Annotated in this window: 17 protein-coding genes and 2 pseudogenes; 9 read left to right on the forward strand and 10 right to left on the reverse strand. The window is 61.0% G+C overall.

Going from position 1 to position 20,099, the window contains the following annotated elements:
- The first annotated feature begins 56 nt into the window (after positions 1-56).
- A complete protein-coding gene (gene ppk2 / locus PZN02_RS23105; protein WP_280662983.1) occupies positions 57-935 on the forward strand; it encodes a polyphosphate kinase 2 in 879 nt (292 codons plus the stop codon).
- A 122-nt stretch (positions 936-1,057) separates the two neighbouring features.
- Here ppk2 and PZN02_RS23110 read toward each other — a convergent pair whose 3' ends face one another.
- Positions 1,058-1,528 (reverse strand): histidine kinase, encoded by a 471-nt coding sequence (locus PZN02_RS23110; RefSeq protein ID WP_280662984.1) that lies wholly within the window; start codon positions 1,526-1,528, stop codon positions 1,058-1,060.
- An 854-nt stretch (positions 1,529-2,382) separates the two neighbouring features.
- Here PZN02_RS23110 and PZN02_RS23115 point away from each other — a divergent pair.
- The 4 genes from PZN02_RS23115 (at position 2,383) to PZN02_RS23130 (ending at position 7,608) form a co-directional block, all read left to right on the forward strand.
- Complete coding sequence (locus PZN02_RS23115; RefSeq protein ID WP_425336360.1) at positions 2,383-3,756, forward strand: DUF3300 domain-containing protein; 1,374 nt, start codon at positions 2,383-2,385, stop codon at positions 3,754-3,756.
- A gap of 17 nt (positions 3,757-3,773) precedes the next feature.
- A complete protein-coding gene (locus PZN02_RS23120; RefSeq protein ID WP_280662986.1) occupies positions 3,774-4,742 on the forward strand; it encodes a DUF2950 domain-containing protein in 969 nt (322 codons plus the stop codon).
- Between the two features lie 140 nt (positions 4,743-4,882).
- On the forward strand, positions 4,883-6,988 hold the full coding sequence (locus tag PZN02_RS23125) for a mechanosensitive ion channel family protein (protein ID WP_280662987.1): 2,106 nt from the start codon (positions 4,883-4,885) through the stop codon (positions 6,986-6,988).
- Between the two features lie 104 nt (positions 6,989-7,092).
- Positions 7,093-7,608, forward strand: coding sequence for a CYTH domain-containing protein (locus tag PZN02_RS23130; protein ID WP_280662988.1), 516 nt, complete (start codon positions 7,093-7,095; stop codon positions 7,606-7,608).
- A gap of 506 nt (positions 7,609-8,114) precedes the next feature.
- On the opposite strand, the gene PZN02_RS23135 is transcribed toward PZN02_RS23130, so the two are convergent.
- The 6 genes from PZN02_RS23135 to PZN02_RS23160 all read right to left on the reverse strand — a co-directional run bounded on the left by PZN02_RS23135 (position 8,115) and on the right by PZN02_RS23160 (position 13,779).
- The gene (locus tag PZN02_RS23135; RefSeq protein ID WP_280662989.1) at positions 8,115-8,864 is read right to left on the reverse strand and encodes an ATP-dependent metallopeptidase FtsH/Yme1/Tma family protein; all 750 of its coding nucleotides are present in this window, start codon (positions 8,862-8,864) and stop codon (positions 8,115-8,117) included.
- Positions 8,861-9,868, reverse strand: coding sequence for an AAA family ATPase (locus PZN02_RS23140; RefSeq protein ID WP_280662990.1), 1,008 nt, complete (start codon positions 9,866-9,868; stop codon positions 8,861-8,863). Before PZN02_RS23140 ends, PZN02_RS23135 begins: the two co-directional genes overlap by 4 nt.
- A gap of 24 nt (positions 9,869-9,892) precedes the next feature.
- Complete coding sequence (locus PZN02_RS23145; protein WP_280662991.1) at positions 9,893-10,828, reverse strand: pirin family protein; 936 nt, start codon at positions 10,826-10,828, stop codon at positions 9,893-9,895.
- Positions 10,829-10,994: 166 nt separating this feature from the next.
- On the reverse strand, positions 10,995-11,870 hold the full coding sequence (locus PZN02_RS23150) for a LysR family transcriptional regulator (RefSeq protein ID WP_280662992.1): 876 nt from the start codon (positions 11,868-11,870) through the stop codon (positions 10,995-10,997).
- 40 nt (positions 11,871-11,910) lie between these two features.
- Positions 11,911-12,942 carry an LLM class flavin-dependent oxidoreductase gene (locus PZN02_RS23155; protein ID WP_280662993.1) on the reverse strand — a complete coding sequence of 344 codons (1,032 nt, stop codon included), beginning with the start codon at positions 12,940-12,942 and terminating at the stop codon, positions 11,911-11,913.
- Positions 12,943-13,119: 177 nt separating this feature from the next.
- On the reverse strand, positions 13,120-13,779 hold the full coding sequence (locus PZN02_RS23160) for a hydrolase (protein ID WP_280662994.1): 660 nt from the start codon (positions 13,777-13,779) through the stop codon (positions 13,120-13,122).
- A 153-nt stretch (positions 13,780-13,932) separates the two neighbouring features.
- On the opposite strand from PZN02_RS23160, the gene PZN02_RS23165 reads away from it, so the two are divergent.
- Positions 13,933-14,829 (forward strand): LysR family transcriptional regulator, encoded by an 897-nt coding sequence (locus PZN02_RS23165; protein ID WP_194730420.1) that lies wholly within the window; start codon positions 13,933-13,935, stop codon positions 14,827-14,829.
- Between the two features lie 86 nt (positions 14,830-14,915).
- Here the strand turns inward: PZN02_RS23165 and PZN02_RS23170 are convergent, their stop codons facing one another.
- A complete protein-coding gene (locus PZN02_RS23170; protein WP_280662995.1) occupies positions 14,916-15,872 on the reverse strand; it encodes a quinone oxidoreductase family protein in 957 nt (318 codons plus the stop codon).
- A 51-nt stretch (positions 15,873-15,923) separates the two neighbouring features.
- Positions 15,924-17,680 (reverse strand): annotated as a pseudogene (locus PZN02_RS23175) (monovalent cation:proton antiporter-2 (CPA2) family protein).
- 707 nt (positions 17,681-18,387) lie between these two features.
- Between PZN02_RS23175 and PZN02_RS23180 the strand changes: the two are divergent.
- Positions 18,388-18,831, forward strand: a pseudogene (locus PZN02_RS23180) (IS66 family transposase); the annotation flags it as partial.
- Here PZN02_RS23180 and PZN02_RS23185 read toward each other — a convergent pair.
- Entirely contained in the window at positions 18,812-19,045 is a 234-nt protein-coding gene (locus PZN02_RS23185) for a DUF6429 family protein (RefSeq protein WP_280662996.1), read from the reverse strand. The pseudogene PZN02_RS23180 and the gene PZN02_RS23185 overlap by 20 nt on opposite strands.
- Positions 19,046-19,144: 99 nt before the next feature.
- On the opposite strand from PZN02_RS23185, the gene PZN02_RS23190 reads away from it, so the two are divergent.
- Positions 19,145-19,429 (forward strand): hypothetical protein, encoded by a 285-nt coding sequence (locus PZN02_RS23190; protein ID WP_280662997.1) that lies wholly within the window; start codon positions 19,145-19,147, stop codon positions 19,427-19,429.
- 177 nt (positions 19,430-19,606) lie between these two features.
- A complete protein-coding gene (locus PZN02_RS23195; RefSeq protein WP_280662999.1) occupies positions 19,607-19,906 on the forward strand; it encodes a YciI family protein in 300 nt (99 codons plus the stop codon).
- Positions 19,907-20,099: the final 193 nt, after the last annotated feature.

Below are 20,099 nucleotides of genomic sequence, written 5' to 3' on the forward strand. Positions count from 1 at the left end.
CTCCGCGGCGCCGATATCGCAACGGTTGAAAAGAAGCAGCCAGATGGGAGAGCAGCATGGTCAAGAACGGCAAGAACGGCAAAAAGGATAAGGCAAAGAATAAAAACAAGGACAAGAACAAGGAAAAGAACAGGAAAGTCGCCGAGTTGCAGGAGACGGTGACCAACTCGAACGGCAACTATGCCAAGGAACTCGCCCGATTGCAGGTGGAGATCGCCCACCTGCAAGCCTGGGTGAAGAAGAGCGGGGCGAGGATCGTCATCGTCTTCGAGGGGCGCGACGCGGCCGGCAAGGGCGGCGTGATCAAGCGCATCACCGAGCGCGTCAGCCCACGCGTCTTCCGCGTCGTCGCCCTGCCGGCGCCGACCGACCGGGAGAAGACCCAGATCTACATGCAGCGCTATATCCAGCAGTTGCCGGCGGCCGGCGAGATCGTGATATTCGACCGCTCCTGGTACAATCGGCCCGGCGTCGAGCGCGTGATGGGCTTCTGCACCGAGGAGAAAGCGCGGCGTTTCCTTGAGCTTGCGCCCCGTTTCGAGGCGGCGATGATCGAAAGCGGCATCCTCCTGCTCAAATATTTCCTCGACGTCAGCGAAGAGGAACAGGAAAAGCGCTTCCGCCAGCGCATCGACGACCCGCTGCGCCAGTGGAAACTAAGCCCGATGGACGTTGAATCCTATCGCCGCTGGTGGGACTATACGCGCGCCTATGATGAGATGATCCGCATGACGGACACCGACTTTGCCCCTTGGTGGATCGTGCCGTCCAACGACAAGAAGCGCGCGCGCATCAACTGCATCTCGCACATGCTTGCCTCGATACCCTACGAACGGGTGAAGTTCGCCGAACCCGAACTTGGCAGGCGCCAGAAGCGGCCCGAAGACTACGCTGTGGATACCCATACCCGCCGGATAGTGCCGGACGTTTTCTGAACGGCAATACCTGCTTGTCGTATTTCCCTGCTGGCGAACCGCCTGACGCGTCGCCTGCAGGGAGGCGGTTGCGGCACCCTGCAGGCCGCAAGCGCTCTCACCCGGCGGCGGCGCGCCGCGCCTCAGGCCTTGTCCGGCGACCAGTCGAGGAAGAAGCCGACATCACCGGGCATGCCGCCCGGGAAATTGATGATCATCGCCTTCAGCTTGTAGCCCTGCGGCTTGCCGAAGGTCTGGTAGCGCTCGTAGAACTCCTTGGCCTTGCCCTGCAGCGTTTGCGGCCAGTCGCGATCGGCGCTGTTGATCGCACGGCCGCTGTCGGTGCAGAGCGAGGACGGGAAGCTATAGACCATGGCTTCGAATTTGCCGTCCTTGACCGCGTTCTGGACGAGGCGGCGAACAACGGCAATTTCCTGCTCCGAGACGTGTTTCTCGAGGAAATCGGCGGCAAAATCGGCGAGCTTCTGCTCCTGCATCGAGCGCAGCTTCCGCTCCTTGTCCATCTCCTCCATCTCCCGCTCGAGCATCTGCATGCGAAGCTGCTCGGCGCTGAGCGGTGCTGCACCTGGATCGAGGTCTTTGTTTTCCGGCATCACGTGCTCCACTTCAAGTCAAGAGGACGAATGGCTGCTCATAGGGACGTACATAAGAGGCGCGAGCCATGCCTGACGGATGACCCCACGACAAGAGCAGTGAGGGGCAGGAGGGTAAGCCTGTCGGAATGCACCTCGGTTGAAGGTGCCCTCGTGCGCGATCGTCATGTCCCCTCCAAATCGCATGCAGTTGTTGCATTCACGCGTTTCAGCTCGTCGGGCACAGCATTGCGGTGGACGGTGTTGCGCGTTCGGTGGGACGCGCCCGCTCTACATCGGCAACTTTAGAAATGAGCAGACGGCATGTCATTGATTTGAGACAAATGCGATTTCGCCGCCTGGTCCTCCTTGGAGCTCCCGGCACGCTGACGCGTCCGACCGGGTAGTGGACCTAAGGTGCTCGCGGCCTGCATGCCCGGCGGGCGCAGCAACCCACGAGGAGCACGGCCCACCGGCGTTCAGGAAATACTGGTTGAGTGGCTGTCGCCTCACCTTGAAGGCACCTGCGCCACAAGGGCGCGGAGGATTTTTTCACATGTTGACTGCGATCAACGACTTCAGCCTCGGTCACGTAATAAAAGGGAGAAGGAAGGATTCGAGTAATGAGCAAATTCTCGAGAATTCGCACGGCGGCGATTGCACTCTTTGCGATACTGGGCGCCTCGGCACCAGCTTCTGCGGAATTCGACTATTACGAGGGCATTGACCCAGCACAGCGACCCGCCAGGAAGCCCGCGACCATCGTTCAACCATGAGCCCATCCGGCGCGATGGTGCGATGACCGTCGCGTCGCGCACCAGAATTTGGCCGCAAGGCTCTTCCGGGGGAGGAAAATGGACAAAAACCAGATCCTCATGCTTTGCCGCGCCGCGGCAGTTGCGCTGGCGCTCCTTACACCTTGTAGTCTCGCGTTGGCCCAGCAAAAGGAAATACCTCCACCGCCTGCGCCGGCTGAGGCCGCACCCGAGCCGCTCAGCGACGACGAGCTCGAAGTCCTGGTCGCCCGGATTGCACTCTATCCGGACGAGCTGGTGGCGCTCATCTCGGCCGCCTCGCTTTATCCGCTGCAGATCGTCGAGGCCGAGCGGTTCCTCGAGGCCCGCAAGAAAAAGTCCGAGCTGAAGCCGAAGGATGACTGGGACGGCAGCGTGATCTCGCTCCTGAACTATCCCGAGATCGTCAAGATGATGAGCGAGGATCTCGAATGGACGCAGAGTTTCGGGGAGGCGATCGCCAATCAGCAGAAGGACGTGCTGATCGCCATCCAGCAATTGCGTGACGAGGCGGTCGCCAAGGACATCATCAAGACGGACGACAAGATCAAGGTGGTCGAGGAGGGCGACAATATCGTCATCCAGTCGGCGAGCCCCGAGACGATCTACGTGCCGCAATATCCGCCTGAAATGCTCTACGAGCCGGACTACGTGCCTGCGCCGATCAGCTATTACGAAGAGCCCTATCCCGCCTATTGGTATCCGGGCGCAGCCTTCTTCGCCGGTGCGGTCACCGGCGCGATCTTCGGTGCCATTGTCGACTGGGACGACTGGGGCGTCTGGGGCGGCCGCTGGGACGGCGACATCGATGTCGACTGCAACAAGTGCTTCAACAACATCGACTTCGACGGCAAGGTCAACTGGAACGACATCGACTGGAAGAATGTCGACCGCAGCAAGATCAGCTTCGACCGCGACCAGCTCCAGAAGTTCGACCGCACCAACATCAAGAACAACCTCAAGGCCAACGGCAACAACAACCTGCGCAACCGCGCCGCCGCGATCAATCGCGACCGCCCGCAGGCACGCCCGGGCGGCGCCGGCCAGCTCAAGGACGTGCGCAAGAGCACCCTCGAGGGGTTGAAGGCCCAACCGAGACGGGATGCCGCGGCGCGGCCGGCCGCACGGCCTGGCGGCGGACAGGCGGTGGCCAAAACGAAATCTGGAGGCGGAAAGCCGAGCGTCAATCGCCCCAAGGGCCAGAAGTCCTCGCAGGTGAACCGGCCGGCCGGCAAGAAGAAGATGGCCTCCAAGGCGCAGAACCGGCCGAAGAAGCCGTCGGGCCTCGGCAATGTCAATTCCGGCCGGCGCGAGGTTGCCTCCTCGCGGCGCGGTGGCCACAGCATGGGTGGCGGTCATCGCGGCGGTGGGCGGCCCCAGATGAGTCGCGGCGGCGGCAGGCCGCCGATGCACCGTGGCGGCGGGGGCCGTGGCGGTGGTGGACGCAGGCGCTGAGCGGAGGGAGAACGGCCATGACCAAACTTTTGCACACCCTTCTCCTCGGATCGGCGCTCTCGCTTGCGGGCGGCCTTGCAAGTATCGACGCCGCCGTCGCGCAGGCGCAGCAGCCAGAGCAGGCGCAGCAACCGCCGGGCATCGACGACTACGCCGCGGCCGAAGATCCGCCGGCCTTCGACGATCCGGCCAAAGCGGTGGAGGCCTTCAAGGCGAGGCTGGCCGCCAACGACTTCGACGGGCTGGCAAAGCTGCTAGGCCTCGATGCGGCAAAGGCGAAGACCGGCGAAGGGGCGATGGAAACCTTCGCGCTCATTCGCGAGGGGGCGGCCCGCAACGTTGTGGTGCGCGACCTTGACGAACGCAAGATCCTCGAGATCGGCGACCGCCTCTGGCCGCTGCCGTTTCCGCTCACCAAAGGTGAGGACGGCAAATGGGCCTTCGACACCTATGTCGGGCTGGAGGAGATCGTCAACCGTCGTGTCGGCGAGAACGAGCTCGAGGCGATCGAGGCGGCGCGCGCCTATGTCCAGGCGCAGAAGGATTACGCTTCGCAGGACCGCGACGCCGACGGTGTCCTCGAACATGCCCAGAAGCTGATCAGCACCCCCGGCCAGACCGACGGCCTCTACTGGCCGGCCGAGCAGGGCGATGGCGAGAGCCCGGTGGGCGACGCGATCAGCGAGGCGGCGCTGGAGAAGGCGAAGGCGGGTGAGGGCTATTTTGGCTACCGCTTCCGCATCCTGACGTCGCAAGGCGACAACATCGCCGGCGGCAGATACGACTATGTCATCAACGGCAATATGATCGCCGGATTCGGCCTGATCGCCTGGCCGGTCAAATATGCCGAGACCGGCGTCAAGACCTTCGTCGTCAACCAGCAGGGTATCGTTTACGAGGCAGATCTCGGTCCGAGCACCGAGGCGATCGTGCCGTTCATCGACCGCTTCGATCCCGACGACAAGTGGAGCGTGGTGGCTGACTGAGTGCTGACCTGTGAGCGGCGCGGTGCCATTCGGACGGTTTACGGACGCTTTGCCCATACCCTCTTCTCGCCCGGGCAAGCACGGCCCCAGCGAACCGATCGCCTGCGCTGGTGCAAAGAAAAGATAACGGGGTTATTGCGATGCTCAAGCGTGTTCACGGTGGCGCATTGCTCGCCTCGCTCCTTTTGCTTCTGCGGCTCGTTTTTGGCTTCGCCGCTCCTGTGGCCGCCCAAGAACTGACGGCCGCGCCGCCTCCGGCCAAGGTGCAGCAACTGATCGAGTTGCTCGACGATCCAGAGGTTCGCCAATGGCTGGTGTCCAAGCAGACGGCTGCGCCGGCGGCACCGGCGCCGCCAACCGGGCTTGCCTCCCAATGGGTCGCGGAAATCAGGAAGCACTTGGGCGGGATGCGGGATGCGGTTCCACGGATGGTTCCCGAATGGCGGGCCGCGAAGGATCGCATCGCCAGCGATATGCAGAGCCAGGGAACGATGCCCATTCTGCGGGGGTTCGCCTTCCTGTTGCTCGTCGGCTATGGCGCCGAATACTTGCTACGCTATTTCCTGCGGCGTAATGCCGAGCGCAATGCTGCCCAGTACGGAGGCGGTCTTGGCGCCTTCATCCACATCGCACCGCTTGTCGCCTTCGCGATCGCCGCAATTGCCACTTTCGTGCTTTCCGATTGGCCGCCCCGCCTCGAGGCCGCGATCGCGCCGCTGCTCATTGCCTGGATCGTCGCCCGCCTGCTGATTGCTGTCGTGTCCGCTGTGTTCAAGCCGACAGCCGAGTTGGCCGCGACGCCGCAGGCGGGGGAGCATGCCACGCTTGCCCCGGACGACGCCAAGTTCTGGTTCAATCGATCCGTGTTGTTCATCTGTGCATTCGCCGTTGTGTGGGCCGTTGGCGATCTGATGCAGGCACTTTCATTTCCGGTAGACGTTCATGACCTCGTCACGGCCGTTCTCGGGCTCGTCATTCTCGGTCTGGCGATCGACACGGTGCTTCGCCGGCCTGGCCAGTCGGTGACGGCCGCGCGCCGGATGCTCCGCAATGCGATGATTATCGCCTTCGTGGCACTGCTGTGGCTCCTTTGGGTTGCGGGCATGAAGGTGCTGTTCTGGATCGGTATCTATGTTCTCGGCTTGCCGCCGCTCTTGCGCTTTACCAGCGCGACGACGAGGACGATGCTCGACACCTCGGCGACCGACGGCATGCGCGTGCTGCGCCATGTGGTGATCGAGCGGGGCGCCCGGCTGGTGATCATTGGGCTCGCGGCTGCCTGGCTCGCTGTCGTCTTCCGCTTCAACGGCAGTTCGATGATGCAGGACGATGCCTTCAACCGCATCTTCCGTGGCGTGCTTGCGGGCATCGTCATCCTGCTCGCGGCAGATCTCATCTGGCAACTGGCAAAGGAGCTCATCAATCAGCGTCTGAAGCAGGCGAGCGTTGACGTCGCGGACCCGGCGCAGCTCGCGCGTGATATGCGCCTGCGTACGCTGCTGCCGATCCTGCGAAACTTCCTGGCCGCCTTCATTGCCATAGTCGCGGTGCTGATGGTTCTTTCCGGCCTTGGTATCGCGATCGGTCCCCTGATCGCCGGTGCGGGCGTCTTCGGCGTCGCAATCGGCTTCGGCTCGCAGACGCTGGTCAAGGACGTCATCAGCGGCATCTTCTATATGATGGACGATGCCTTCCGCGTCGGCGAATATATCCAGAGCGGCAGCTATATGGGGACTGTCGAATCCTTCAGCATCCGCTCCGTCAAGCTGCGCCACCACCGCGGTCCTGTGTTCACCGTGCCGTTCGGCTCGCTCGGCGCCGTGCAGAACATGAGCCGCGACTGGGTGATCGACAAGTTCAAGATCAACGTTTCCTACGACACCGATGTCGCCAAGGTGAAGAAGGTGGTGAAGGGTGTCGGCGCGACGCTGCTCGAGGATCCGGAGTTGGGGCCGCTGATCATTGAAACGGTGAAGATGAAGGGCGTCGAGCAGTTCGGCGATTATGGCGTGACGTTGAGCTTCGCGATGAAGACCAAGCCGGGAAACCAGACCCAGATCCGGCGGCGGGCGCAGGCCCTGATCAAGGAAGCCTTCAAGACGAATGGCATCTCGTTTGCCTCCCCGACGGTGCAGGTCGCGGGCGACGATACGCAATCGACGACGGCTGCGGCCGCCGCAACCCGCGATGCAATCGCCAAGAAGAATGCGGTCTTAAACCAGGGAGGCGAGGCTGCGGCGGAATAGCTGACAAAATGTCAAAAAGGACGCCCCTTGTCCCGGATGAATGAAGAGCACGTTTGCGCAAGGCAGAATATGGTTCGCGACGCGGCGCACGCATAGGCAAAATAATGGCAATAGAGATCGAACGTAAGTTTCAGGTCTTGGATGATCGTTGGCGGAAGAGCGCCTCGGCGGGCTCCGCACTTCGGCAAGCCTACCTCATTGCAACAAAAAACCGTACGCTGCGCGTGAGGACAATTGACGCCGAGCGCGCGACTTTGACAGCCAAGTTCCGCAGAGACCGTATGCGACGCGAGGAGTATGAATATGCAATACCGTATTCCGACGCGCTGCAGATGTTCGAGTTCGCGTTGGGCATCGTCGAGAAGACTCGATACCAGGTTCGCTATGCTGATCATCTCTGGCATATCGACGTCTATTCCGGGGCAAATAGTGGCCTGGTCGTCGCTGAAATAGAATTGCGCAACTGTTGGGATGATCCCCCGCATCCGAAATGGCTCGGTCCTGAGATCACAGAGAATCCGCTGTACTCAAATCGCGCACTGGCAATGAGAAGTCGCACCTCAACTGAAATGTCGCCCTCGCCGTCGCCGGTTGGACGATCGGACTCGACTACAGACTGACTGCCTACGACGTTTTCGAATTGGCCGGCGTCGCCAATCGCTTCCCACCTGCCGACGCGGCCGCGCTTAATGACGCGACAGCGGCAGTGGTAGTCGCCGCCTCTGGCCTCATTGATAGGCTGAGTGCCCCTGCGCTGCGTTTCCGATTTCTTGGCATCGCTTCTTCCTCCGCCTTTGATCCTCTCTCAAAATGGTCAGGGTACCGACCCGTCGGCGCAAGCCGTCTTCGGCTGAATCGGATTTATCGAGTTTGAAATCGGTGGCGCCGATTTCGGAATCGAATGAGCGCGATTTATTTTGACTTGCAGGCACTTCGGGGCAAGTTGAATCGACTCTTTCAGGTGCGAACGCCGTTCGTTTGGACAGACTTTCTGAATCAAAAATGTTGAAGGGGGAATCGAATGATCGCAATTTGTCTCAACGTGCCTGCACGTTGAGATGCGATCGGGACGACGTGTTACGCATCGTCCCGACCTGGGCATTTGGGCGGGTTTCTGCCACTGTTCCTATTCGCGGTCGTCGCCATCGAGGATGCGCATGACGACCGCGCCGTCGAGCGCCTGAGCGTCGGACAGCGCCTTGATCAGGCCGTTGAAAGCACTCTTGCGTTCGCTAAGGATCGCTGTCGCCTGGTTCAACGCCGTCTCCAGCCGGTCATGGACACGGGCGGCCAACTCGGGATTGCGGTCGAGCACGTCGCCCGGGCTGCGATGCGGCCGATAAAGCAGCGGATGCTCGGCGCCGAAGCCCAGCGTCCGCTCGATGTCAAACGCCATTCTGGTCGCCCGCGCCAGATCGCTGTCGTCCGTGCCGCCGGAGCCGCCGGAGATGCGTTTGAGGACAAGCGCCTCGGCGGCCCGTCCGGCCATCAGCATGGCGAGCATGTTTGCGTGCCACTCCGGGGTGTCGTTTCCCGATGGATGGAAGCCGAGCAGATTGTAGCCGCCCTGTCCGGTGTCGATATTGAGGCCGCGGATCGGCCCGAGGTCGAGAGCATGGTGAACGACCGCATGTCCGGCTTCGTGGATCGCAAACCGCCAGCGGAGGTCGATAGGCACGGGCGGACGATTGCTGCGGATGCCGTCCTCGATATCCTGATAGCGCATGGCCCGCTTGCCGCGGCGCGCCTTCAATCTCGCCTCGCGGACAATGCGCTCGATATCGGCCCCGGTCAGCCCCATGGCCCGTGTCGCCAGGCGCCGCAACACGGCAGCTTCGGCTCCGGACGCGTTCGGTGTCCTGGCTACATCGCTCATGAGCGCCCCCCTTTCCTTTCAGTTTGTTCACCATCTCGTTCTGCCGGGAGATTTGGAGACCACTCATCCTGCCGCTCGCCATCAGCCGCCGCAGTCGGCGCATCGTCATCCGTCTGTTCCGCTACGCCTGTTCCGTTTCGCCGGGTATCTGCGACAAGGGTGGCAAGATCGGAACCGAGATGATGGGCGAGGATCTCGGCAAGGGTCGGCACATCCGGCTTCGGGATCTCGATATGCGTCTCCAGACGGCCTGATCGTTTGATGGCCTTGTCGATGTCGTCCGGACGATTGGTCGCGCCGATGACGATCACGCCCTCGCTCTTCACCGCCCCGTCCAGCAGCTCAAGGCACTTGTTGACGATGGTGTTCCAGTAGTCCGCATATTCCCGCTCGGCGGGCTGGCGCTTGCCGATCCCGTCGATCTCGTCGATGAACAGAATGCAGGGCGCGATCGCCCGGGCTTCCGCGAAAGTTTTGACCATCTTGTCGACCACGTCGTTCAGATGCCCGCCCTGCAGCCAGGTCGAGACGGAGGTCACCACCAGCGGGATCTGCAAGTTGTTGCAGAGCGCCCTTGCAAAAGTGGTCTTGCCCGTTCCGGGCCGACCGAACAGCAGCAGCTTCGTGCTCATGTCGGACCAGTTAAGAGTCCCGGCATTGTAGTCGGCAAGATCGGCCTTGAGATCGAGCGCCCAGTCGCGGGCCTTGCCGTAGCCGGACAGGGTCTCGACGGTCAGCGACGGTTTGCCGCCGCCGCCGCTTGCGGAAGACGGGGGCTGCGGCTGGATGATCTCGGCACCGGAAGGTTTCGGTTTCTTCCGCCAGCCGGAGGACGTGTCGTCGGAATCCGACGGCTTCTTGCCGTCCGATCCGCCGCTATCCTTGTCCTTCTGTGACTGGCTTTGCGATACGGTCTTGCGCGATACCGGGCTTTTGGCGGGCTTTTCATCGTCTCCTGATTGCCGAGAACCGCATCGGCCTTTTTCGCAGCGCTGCGTAAACATGGCATCCTAATTCTGCACTCCCCATCACTCTGGAAGCGGAATGTGCTCATCCCGGTCGTCGACCGGAAGATCGAAGCGCCCCTCGCCCCAGTTCTGTGCCCGCCATTCAACCTTGGCTTCCTCGATACGCTCCCTAGATGAGGCGACGAAGTTCCACCAGATGTAGCGTGGGCCGGAAAGTGTCGCCCCGCCTAAGATCATCAGCCGCGCGCCTTTTTCCCCGGCTGCGACCGTGATCCTGTCGCCAGGACGAAACACCATCATCTGGGGTGCTTCGAACTCCCGGCCGGCGATCGAGATCGAGCCTTCGACAATGTAGATGCCCCGGTCCTCATGATTGTCCGGCATCGGCAGGCGAGCGCCTGCTTCAAGCTTAACATCGGCATAGAATGTTTCGGAAAACATGGTCGCGGGAGCGAACTTGCCATAGGCGTTCCCGAGAATGAGCCTCACCGACACACCATGATCCTCGATCATCGGCAGCGTCTCCTTGCCGTGGTGTTCGAACATCGGCGCCATTTCTTCGTGGCTTTCCGGCAAAGCCAGCCAGGTCTGTACCCCGAACAAGCCGTTCGGCCCTGTCCGCGCCGCTGCGGATGTCCGCTCGGAATGAGAAACACCTCGCCCCGCGACCATCCAGTTCAACTCACCGGGACGGATGATCTGGTCAGCCCCGGTGCTGTCACGGTGGTGAAAGTCACCGCGATACAGATAGGTGACCGTGCCAAGACCGATATGGGGGTGCGGCCGAACATCGATGCCCTGGCCGGTCAACAGCTCGGCCGGGCCAGCCTGGTCGAAGAAAATGAACGGTCCCACCATCTGCCGCTTCGGCGCCGGCAGGGCGCGCCGAACCTCGAAGCCACCAAGGTCACGGGCCCGAGGAACGATTAGGGTCTCGATCGCGTCGATGCCGACCTCGTCAGGACAGCCCGGTTCGATTGCAGGGTTCCAACTCATGCGCCTTCACCTCATCCCTTTGGCGATCTCCTGCCTGCGTAGAGCGCAGGGGTCGCTGCATGGCTCCAAGTGACTAACGGGTGAGCGCCCCCAAGACTAGTTGCGCGGCGCGGTGAGCTGTGTCGCAAAAAGCGGAACGCGCAGTCGATGTGTCAACACGCAGATCCTACAAATGCGGATTTCTTTCGAATGATTCGATCAGGAACTCGGAGAGGATGCGCACTTTTCGCGCGGGGTGCGGGCTGGGTGGCCGCACGACGTAGACCCCACCGACCGGTAGCGGAAAACGGGTCATGACTGGAACGAGCGCGCCGGACGCAAGATATTCATGGGTAACACAATCGGGAAGCCACGCTATACCAAGCCCTGCTGCGGCCGCGCTGGCGAGCGCCGCGCCGTTGTCGGAACTGAAGCGACCCTGCGGCTGCACAGTGACGACCTTGTCGCCATCCATAAACCGCCACGCCTCGGCACCGACCAGGGCTTGATGAGCGGCGATTTCGTCCGGCTTTTCAGGCGAACCATGCGTCCTGATATAGTCCGGGCTCGCCACCAGCTTGCCGTAGATCTGACCAACGCGCCTTGCAATCAGGTTCGAGTCGCGCAGGGCGCCGACCCGGATTGCGCAATCGAACCCGTTCGCAATCAGATCGACGAACCGATCGCTATACTCGGCATGGATCTGAAGCTGCGGGTGGTGGCGCGCCATCTCTGCCAGCACGGGCGCAAAATACAGCGGGCCTGATGTGAGAGGGACGGCCACCCGCAGGCGCCCGCGAAGGTCACCGTCGGGCAATATCGTTTCCCGTGCGATGTCGATCTCGGCGCAGATCCTTGCTGCATAATCGCGAAACGTGCCCCCGGCTTCCGTCAGCCCGGCACCACGGGTCGTTCGTGCAAGAAGCTGGATACCGAGCGCTTCCTCAAGCCGGATGAGGCGCCGACTGACCATTGACTTGGAGATCCCCAGTCGACGTGCCGCGGGAGAAACGCCCCCGGCATCGGCAACTTCGACAAATGTCCGCAGATCGTCGATGTCCAATTGGCGTTCCCCGCTTTGCAATACAGCCTGGCGTTCATGCCTATCGCGCTGCCCTCACGATTGGTGCGACTTCAGTGCCGAGAAGTTCGATCGATGTCTTCATCGCTGCCGTGTCGAGAGAGGCTGTGCTCATCTGGAAGGTGATGCGCGAAACGCCGCCAAGCGTCTCACTGGCCTGCAGCATCTTGGCTGCGACCGTCTTCGGGTCACCGACCAGGAATGCGCCCTGCGGACCTGTCATGCCTTCGAACTGCTGGCGCGTCGGCGGCGACCAGCCGCGTTCGCGACCGATCTTCGTCGTCAGATGCGCCCATCCGGGGAAGAAGGCATCCTTCGCTGCCGTACTGGTTTCGCCGACGAAGCCCATTGCATGCACGCCGACCTTGAGCGTCTCGGTGCTGTGCCCTGCACGCTTGCCAGCTTCGCGATAGAGATCGACAAGCGGGCGGAAGCGCTCGAAGCTCCCGCCGATGATTGCGATCATCAGCGGAAGGCCAAGCGAACCGGCACGAGCGAAGGATTGCGGCGTGCCGCCGACCCCGATCCATAATGGTAGCTGTGGTTGATGGGGACGCGGAAAAACACCTTGCCCTTTGAGGGCCGGACGGAAGCGACCTTCCCATGTAATATTGGTCGTCTCGCCAAGCTTGAGAAACAGGTCTAGCTTCTCCGCAAAAAGGTCGTCATAGTCGCGTGTGTCCAGACCGAATAGCGGATAGGCTTCCACGAAGGAACCTCGGCCGACAACGACTTCCGCACGGCCTTTGGAAATCAGATCGAGAGTTGCGAACTCCTGAAAAACCCGCACCGGGTCGGCGGCACTCAGAACCGTCACCGCACTCGTCAATCTGATCCGGCCGGTCCGGGCCGCTGCCGCAGCCAGAATGACAGTCGGTGCGGAGTCGAGAAACTCCCTGCGATGATGCTCGCCTATGCCGAAGACATCGAGCCCGACGCGGTCCGCGACGACGACCTCCTCAACGAGTTCGGCCATACGCTCGGTCGCCGAAGGAAGCCTGCCTGTGGTCGGATCCGAGAGGATGGCTGCAAAACTGTCGATACCGATTTCCATTTTGGTCCTTGAATATTTGTCAGCCTAAGCCGGCGACTGACGCTGGAAATTCATCATGCGCACAATCAAGCCGGTGCAGATACTTCGAGCTGTCATGAAAAAGGGACGACGAGGTTCAACGCACCGTCCGGGCACTTGCGATACGTTCATCGAGAACCCCGTCATCCCCGTTAGGTTCTAGTGCCCACTTTGGGTGGTCGGCACCGGCGTGTTGAGAAGCTGCTGCTCCCAAAGATACGCGATGCCGCTGCCGCCGAAGTGCTGGATGAGAATCTCGGTCAGCTCCTCGACATGCTCGGTGCGCGCCCAATCGCGTTGCCATTCGCCCGCCAGCGCCATCACGGTCATCACGTTTGCGCCGGCCGCGATCATTCGCTGGATGGCAACTTCGTGAGACTCCTTCGAAATCCCGCCCGACGCGTCGGTGATCACGGTCACGTCCCAGCCTTCGCCGGCGGCCTGGATGACAGGCATGGCGACGCAGACCTCGGTCCACAGGCCGGCGATGATCAGCTGCTTGCGGCCGGTCGCCTTGACGACGTTCACCACATTCTCGTCCTGCCAGGTGTTCACCCAGGTGCGATCGATGACTTCCTGGCCAGGGAACACGTCGGTGATCTGCTTAAAGAGAAGTCCACCGCGCGCCGCGATCACGCTGGTGAGAATGGTCGGAACATTGAAGGCTTTTGCCAGCTTCGCCAGCGCGGTCGTGTTGTTGACCACCATATGAGGATCATGGCTGTTCAGGTTCGCCAGCTGGTAAGGCTGATGATCGATCAGAACGAGGACGGAATCTTCGGGGCGGAGAAGTGAGTCAAGGCCGTTACGAAAGGTCATGGTTTCATCCTATGTTAGCGGTTTATTGAAGCGCGTTTGCTCAAAAGACATGCGCCCTCGAGGCGCTACCGCGGGACGAAACTTGTCATTCCTGTTTGTGATGCGGTAGTGCTCGTTCCTGATGAGCTGTGTCGCAAAACGGGGAACGCCAAAGTGGACATTGAGGACTTGCGGACTTTTGTTGAAGTAGCGGATGCCGGAGGCGTTTCAGCTGCCGCGCTGCGACTTGGCATCTCCAAGTCGATGGTCAGCCGACGGCTCATGCGGCTCGAAGCGGAGCTTGGTGTCCAGCTCCTTGCCCGATCCACCCGCGGGGCTTCCCTGACCGAGGCCGGCGCAACGTTCCGGGACTATGCAGCCAGGGTTTCCGCCGAGATCGATGTGGCCAGGGAAACAATTGTGCCCGCCGGTGAGCTCCGCGGCCGCCTCAGGGTTGCCGCGCCGCTTTCCTTCGGTCCGACGCATTTCGCAGCGGTGATTGCGCAAATGGCACGCCGCCATCCTCATCTTCAGATCCAGACCTGTTACAGTGATCGCTTCGTGGATCTGATCGCGGAAGGCTATGATTGTGCGATCCGCGTTGGCACACTTCAGGACTCCAGCCTGATCGCAAGACGCGTCGGTCCCCTCTATGGGAGTTTCGTTGCAAGCCCGGACTATATCAAAGCCCATGGCTCTCCGGAGACACCGGACGAGCTTGTCGCCCATCAGGCTCTCATGCAGGGAACGGAAACCTGGCAAGTGATGGATGGAGACAAGGTGATAACCGTTCGCCCACAGGGACGCTTCAAGGCCGACAACGGGGTTGCTCTCGCTGTCGCCGCAGTAGCCGGTTTGGGTATCGCCGCGCTCCCTGACGAGCTTATAAAAGATTATCTGGCCTCAGGCGAGTTGGTTCCGGTCATGAAACGCCATCCACCAACCCCGATCGGGATATATGTCGTCAGACCGCCCGGGCAGCATCCTGCAAGAAAAGTCCGGGTCCTGACCGAAATGCTGATCGAGTGCTTCGACCATGGCCCGGCATTGCCGAAAACAGCTTACCCGTAGTATCGCGGCACTCTTCCCAACGACGTCCGCGATGCCTCGGCTGGCGATCAGCAACGGCATCTTGAGATCGTCAGATCATTCGGAAATCAGGGCACCATCACAACGCGCCCCAACGGCTTGGCTGTCTGCGCATACTCATGCGCCTTTGATGCTTCATGCAACGGAAACACGCGATCGATCACAACCTCCATGCGTCCCTCGGCCACGGCCTCGAGAAGTTGGCTGACGGTCCTGTATACGGCCGGCCTCTCGAAAAGCGGCCCCATGAAGACGCCGTGAAGCGTTTGATTGTTCTGCATCGGTTGCCAGAGGTCGACATTGAGGCTTCCGCCACCTGCATTCCCGACGAATACGAGGCGACCCTCGGGCGCGAGTGCGGATAGCGAGGCCTGCAAGGTCGAACCGACAGGATCGATGACGAGGTCGGCACCCTTGCGGCCGGTCAGCCGAAGAACCTCCTCCACGACATCCTTCTCCAGGCGATCGATGACATGTGGTGCGCCGAGGCCGCTCAGGCCTGCCTGTCTCTCACTGCCGCTGGCCACGGCGATGACGGTCGCACCGATGTCGCGGGCCAGTTGGATGGCCGCCAGACCAACTCCGCCGGCGGCAGCCTGAATCAGGACCGTCTCGGTTTCATGCAAGCCGCCTTTGGTGATCAGACAGTGATAGACCGTGCCGAAGGAAATCGGCAGCGCGGCGGCCTGTGATATGTCCACGCCGTCCGGGACAAGCCATGTCCGTGAGGCGGGAACGGACCAGAGTTCCGCATGTGACCCATGCATATCGAAGGCAGTCACTTTTTCACCGACTGCCCGGTCGCGGACATTTTCACCAACCGATATTACGGTCCCGGCAGCCGCGTAGCCGACGATCCAAGGGGTTTGCTGTGGCGTCGACCGGCGGTTGATCAGATCGCCGCCCTCGATCGAAATCGCCTCGACGGCAATCAGAACATCCTCTGGCCCGCAAGTCGGATCGGGCACATCGGCATATCTCAAGACTGCCGGAGGACCGGGGTTGTCGTAGACTGCGGCTTTCATGTGCTTTTCCTTTTTGATGAGGGAAGCTTGCGATGGAGTACCTGCCGCTGTCTATTTCGACACTGCTACTCCGCTCAACGGCTCAGGAACGTGCCGGACGTGCAGGCGGTCGCTGCCGGACATGGCGTCTCCCTGCACCTGCTCGGACAGTCGCTCGTTGTCCCGTTGACGGACATCTTCGGCGGCTTCCTCCACGTCAAGCTCGGCGTAACCCAATGCGCGCAGGCCCTCCGCTCCCATCATGTAGGCGGATTCGACCGTCTCGCGAATCTGATAGTGCACGCCGGCGCGGATCAGGTCGACCGCATGGCCGCGATCATAGCTGCGCACGAGAATCTTTGCCTGCGGGAATTCATGCTGCGCCAGCTCCACGATCTGCATTGCGGCCTTCGGGTCGTCGATGCAGATCATCAGTGCTTCGGCGGAACCCGCGCCGGAATGGCGCAGAGTATCGAGCCGGGTGCCGTCGCCGAAAAAGACCTTGAACCCGAACCGTCCCGCTTCACGGATCCGATCGGGACTCATATCAATCACGGAGAGCCTGACTCCCTTGGAAAGCAGCAGTTGCGAAGCGATCTGTCCGAAGCGGCCGAAACCGATGATGAGCACCCTTCCATTGAGATCCCGGGCCGCCTCAACGCCCTCCATGGATGCCTCGCTTCGCAGCAGCCGGTCTGCCACGATCATGAGAAGAGGCGTCAGAGCCATGGAGAAGATCACGACGGTGGTGAACAGTGCGTTCTCGCGCGCATCAATCACGCCGCCTGTAGACGCGGCGGCGTAGAGCACAAAGGCGAATTCGCCGCCCTGCAGGAACATCGAGGTGCGGTGCAATGCTTGATGACCGGAACTGCCAAATGAACGTGCAACCGTATAGACCACGGCGCCTTTTGCGACGGTGAATGCGACCAGCATGGACAGTAGAAGCCACCATTCCGCGGCAACGACGGAAAGGTCGAGCGACATGCCGACGGCCATGAAGAACAGGCCCATCAGCAGGCCACGAAACGGCTCGATATCGCCCTCGATCTGGTGCCGGTAGCTGGAGCTCGACAGCATCACCCCGGCGAGGAATGCGCCCATCGCCATGGAAAGACCAGCGCCGGCCATCAGCAGTGCTGCTCCAAGTACCACCAGCAGCGCGCCCGCCGTCATCACTTCGCGCGTTCGCGCACGCGCCAGCAAGGCGAAAAATGGGTTCAGGCCCCATCTTGATACGCCCAAAAGAACCAGTAACGCGCCAAGCGCCAGCAAAACCTCGATCCACCCCGACTGTCGTTGGGACAGAGGCGACAGGAAGGCGACCACCGCCAGAAGCGGCACGATCATCAGATCCTCGAAGAGGAGGATGGAGACCGATTTCTGGCCCTCGGCACTCGAAATCTCGCCGCGCTCCTGCAGGACCGACATGATGACGGCCGTCGAGGAAAGGACGAAACCTGCCCCGGCGATGAAGGCCACAGGGCCGGAAAGGCCAAAGACCAGCATGCCCGTCAGCGTAAGGGCTGCGGTTGCAGCCGCACGAGGCCCAGTCCGAAGATCTGGCCACGCATGGCCCACAGCTTGTATGGGCGCAACTCCAGTCCGATGACGAACAGGAACATCACCACGCCGAGCTCCGAGAAATGCAGGATGGACAGGGCATCTGCGAAGAGCCCGAAGATCGACGGACCGACAAGCACGCCGGCAGCGAAATAGCCCAGAACCGAACCGAGGCCGAGCCGCCGAAACAAGGGCACCGCGACAACGGCCGCCCCCATCAGGACGATCGCAGGTCCGATCGTCTGCCCCAGGCTCGCTTCAGCCATGCATTCGCCCTTCCGATCTCACATGCTTGAGCAACCGGCGCCGGCCAAAGAACGACCACGCCCCGCCATTCAGTTTCTCCACCGCGTTTGGTATCGTTGCAGTTTTAGGCTGAGTAGTCCCCACATTCGCAAAACCGTGTCGCAAGAAGTGGAACGCAAGTCCCTGGCTTCAGCGATACAGCTCGCCCGTGGCTGACCTGCAACGCTGAATCCTGCCTCGGATAGCCTGCCGCTCTCTTGCGTTGACTTACGCCAGCCACCATCCGCGATGCAGATCACAGCGTTTCTTCCGTATTTATCAGCTTCAACGCTCAGAACAGTTGCGGGGCACGTACGCCTCTAAGCGCAGAAGCTCTGCAAAGTAGACAGGTTGAAGAACATCATCAGGGTGCCGACCTGGACGCAGAGGTGAACTTCTGGTGCCTCAGCTCGATCCGTGCGCAGACAAATGAACCGCGATGTCGGCGATCCGGCTGCATGATCTGCCGATCTGAAGGCGCGAGGGCCAAGTCCATTCGGTGTTCCGCGTTTGGCGACACAGCTTCACGCGATGGTGGACTATCACATTGGGTTCCCGGGATGCCATCAAGTCTTCAGACAACGGCCGGACCGTCACGCATGATCCCAACCGCCACATTTTGATTAACCCACGGAACGTCTCCATGCCTCCAACCTCAACCCCCGGCCTGCCGCTCAGCCGCCGCGATGCCGAGCGCGACACCGTCGTCGCCGAGCGGGACATTGCGGTGGCGCAAGCCGCCAATGCGCAGGCCATGCTGTCGGACAGTGAGGCCAGCAAATCGTCCGAGGTGATCGAGCCGATCGATTACATGCTGAAGCGCTGGGATGGTTTTGCCCGTTTCCTGGAAGATGGCCGGATTTGTCTCACGAACAATGCGGCCGAGCGCGCTCTGAGAGGAATTGCACTCGGGCGCCGCAACTGGACCTTCGCCGGTTCCCAGCGTGGGGCCGATCGAGCCGCCATTATGCTCTCCGTCATCACGACTTGCCGTCTCAACGACGTCGACCCAAAAGCGTGGCTCGCCGATGTGTTCGCCCGCATCGCCGATCTTCCTGTCTCCCGCCTGCACGAACTGCTGCCTTGGCAATGGAAGACACACAAAGGGACGGCTATTGCGGCGGCCGCGTAAACAGCTCCCGGAACAACGCTTCCGAACGCTCCAAGCCTTCATCGGTCAGGATCAATGACTTCGACTTGTTGACTGGGTCGCCGATCATGCCCTTCTTGTGAAGCCGATCCGTCGTTGCCCAGTCGAAACCCTTCCAGGCACAACGCTCGTTATGCAGCGTCAGCCATAACAGCGCCAAAACGGCATCGTCGATCTTGTCCTCATCGATATCCATGAACCGACGTTACCACGCGCGGCGCCCAAAATCCTGCGGTCCTGCTCGTATGGATACTCTTCAAGACGATACATTGTGCGATCTTTTGGGCATGGCCTTGTGGGCTCGGCAATCCTGACGAAGCCACCCATCGCTGAGAGAGCCGAGGGCTTCACACGCGCCGGAAGTGAGAGGATTCCAGGCAAGTATCCGTTCCAGCTCGACTGGATTTTTCTGGAAGAAAAGCACCGCAACAAGGGCCAATTGACAAAGCTCCTGGCCGAGCTGTTGGAATTTCCGAAAGGAAAAGGTGTCATGGCAATCTGCTCACCCCACAAATTCCACAGTCGCGCCGACGGCGATCTTGGATCGGCGACAAGGGGTATTGCCAAGCCGACGCTTTGAAACGTGATAGCTTAAGAGGTCTGCGCCGGCGCGAAGAACCACCATTACATCTGCATTTTTGGATATAACACTATGTTATAATCAAATGTGTCTGATGATTGCCCCACAATCGTTAGGAAGGTAAACGACGATGCAGTCAGTTGAGATCCTTCTGACACTGCTGCGAGAAAAGAACACATGCCTTACGTTATTATGTTCCACGACGATCCGGGTGTCCTCGAACGAAAAAGGGAACTACGCGCGGTGCATATCGATTACGTGAAGAGCAACGCACCTCGCATCATCGCGAGCGGCGGTCTCTTTCCGGATGACGATGACTTTCCGAGCGGAGGTCTGATTATCCTCGATTCCGACGAACGACAGGATGCGGTCGACTATATCGAAAATGACCCATTCTTCCTCAACGGGATCTTCACGAAATATACAATCGATCGGTGGCGCAAGTTCATTTTCGATCACCAGCCCGTCTCCGCCTGAGCCAGAGGGCAAAGCTGCCCATGCCGCTTCGAAGAGGCGGCGTGGTTCAGGGACGTCGAGGTTTCACACACCTCGAGTAAGGCAGCCCTGTGCCCGGCCTTGCCCCATGATCGACGTCCCAGCGTCAATCCTCTCGGCGCCACCATCGCTGAGGCGTGGCAACCGAGGCTGTAGTGATAATCCACAATCCGCA

It is taken from the genome of Sinorhizobium garamanticum, assembly GCF_029892065.1.
GTDB lineage: Bacteria > Pseudomonadota > Alphaproteobacteria > Rhizobiales > Rhizobiaceae > Sinorhizobium > Sinorhizobium garamanticum.

What these genes read in the sequence shown, in the direction of transcription:
- PZN02_RS23135 (WP_280662989.1), bottom strand. Translation starts at nt 8,864, where the DNA reads ATGAGCGATGTAGCCAGGACACCGAACGCGTCCGGAGCCGAAGCTGCC.
- ppk2 (WP_280662983.1), top strand. Translation starts at nt 57, where the DNA reads ATGGTCAAGAACGGCAAGAACGGCAAAAAGGATAAGGCAAAGAATAAA.
- PZN02_RS23140 (WP_280662990.1), bottom strand. Translation starts at nt 9,868, where the DNA reads ATGTTTACGCAGCGCTGCGAAAAAGGCCGATGCGGTTCTCGGCAATCA.
- PZN02_RS23110 (WP_280662984.1), bottom strand. Translation starts at nt 1,528, where the DNA reads ATGCCGGAAAACAAAGACCTCGATCCAGGTGCAGCACCGCTCAGCGCC.
- PZN02_RS23170 (WP_280662995.1), bottom strand. Translation starts at nt 15,872, where the DNA reads ATGAAAGCCGCAGTCTACGACAACCCCGGTCCTCCGGCAGTCTTGAGA.
- PZN02_RS23115 (WP_425336360.1), top strand. Translation starts at nt 2,383, where the DNA reads ATGCTTTGCCGCGCCGCGGCAGTTGCGCTGGCGCTCCTTACACCTTGT.
- PZN02_RS23120 (WP_280662986.1), top strand. Translation starts at nt 3,774, where the DNA reads ATGACCAAACTTTTGCACACCCTTCTCCTCGGATCGGCGCTCTCGCTT.
- PZN02_RS23145 (WP_280662991.1), bottom strand. Translation starts at nt 10,828, where the DNA reads ATGAGTTGGAACCCTGCAATCGAACCGGGCTGTCCTGACGAGGTCGGC.
- PZN02_RS23185 (WP_280662996.1), bottom strand. Translation starts at nt 19,045, where the DNA reads ATGGATATCGATGAGGACAAGATCGACGATGCCGTTTTGGCGCTGTTA.
- PZN02_RS23155 (WP_280662993.1), bottom strand. Translation starts at nt 12,942, where the DNA reads ATGGAAATCGGTATCGACAGTTTTGCAGCCATCCTCTCGGATCCGACC.
- PZN02_RS23160 (WP_280662994.1), bottom strand. Translation starts at nt 13,779, where the DNA reads ATGACCTTTCGTAACGGCCTTGACTCACTTCTCCGCCCCGAAGATTCC.
- PZN02_RS23125 (WP_280662987.1), top strand. Translation starts at nt 4,883, where the DNA reads ATGCTCAAGCGTGTTCACGGTGGCGCATTGCTCGCCTCGCTCCTTTTG.
- PZN02_RS23195 (WP_280662999.1), top strand. Translation starts at nt 19,607, where the DNA reads ATGCCTTACGTTATTATGTTCCACGACGATCCGGGTGTCCTCGAACGA.
- PZN02_RS23130 (WP_280662988.1), top strand. Translation starts at nt 7,093, where the DNA reads ATGGCAATAGAGATCGAACGTAAGTTTCAGGTCTTGGATGATCGTTGG.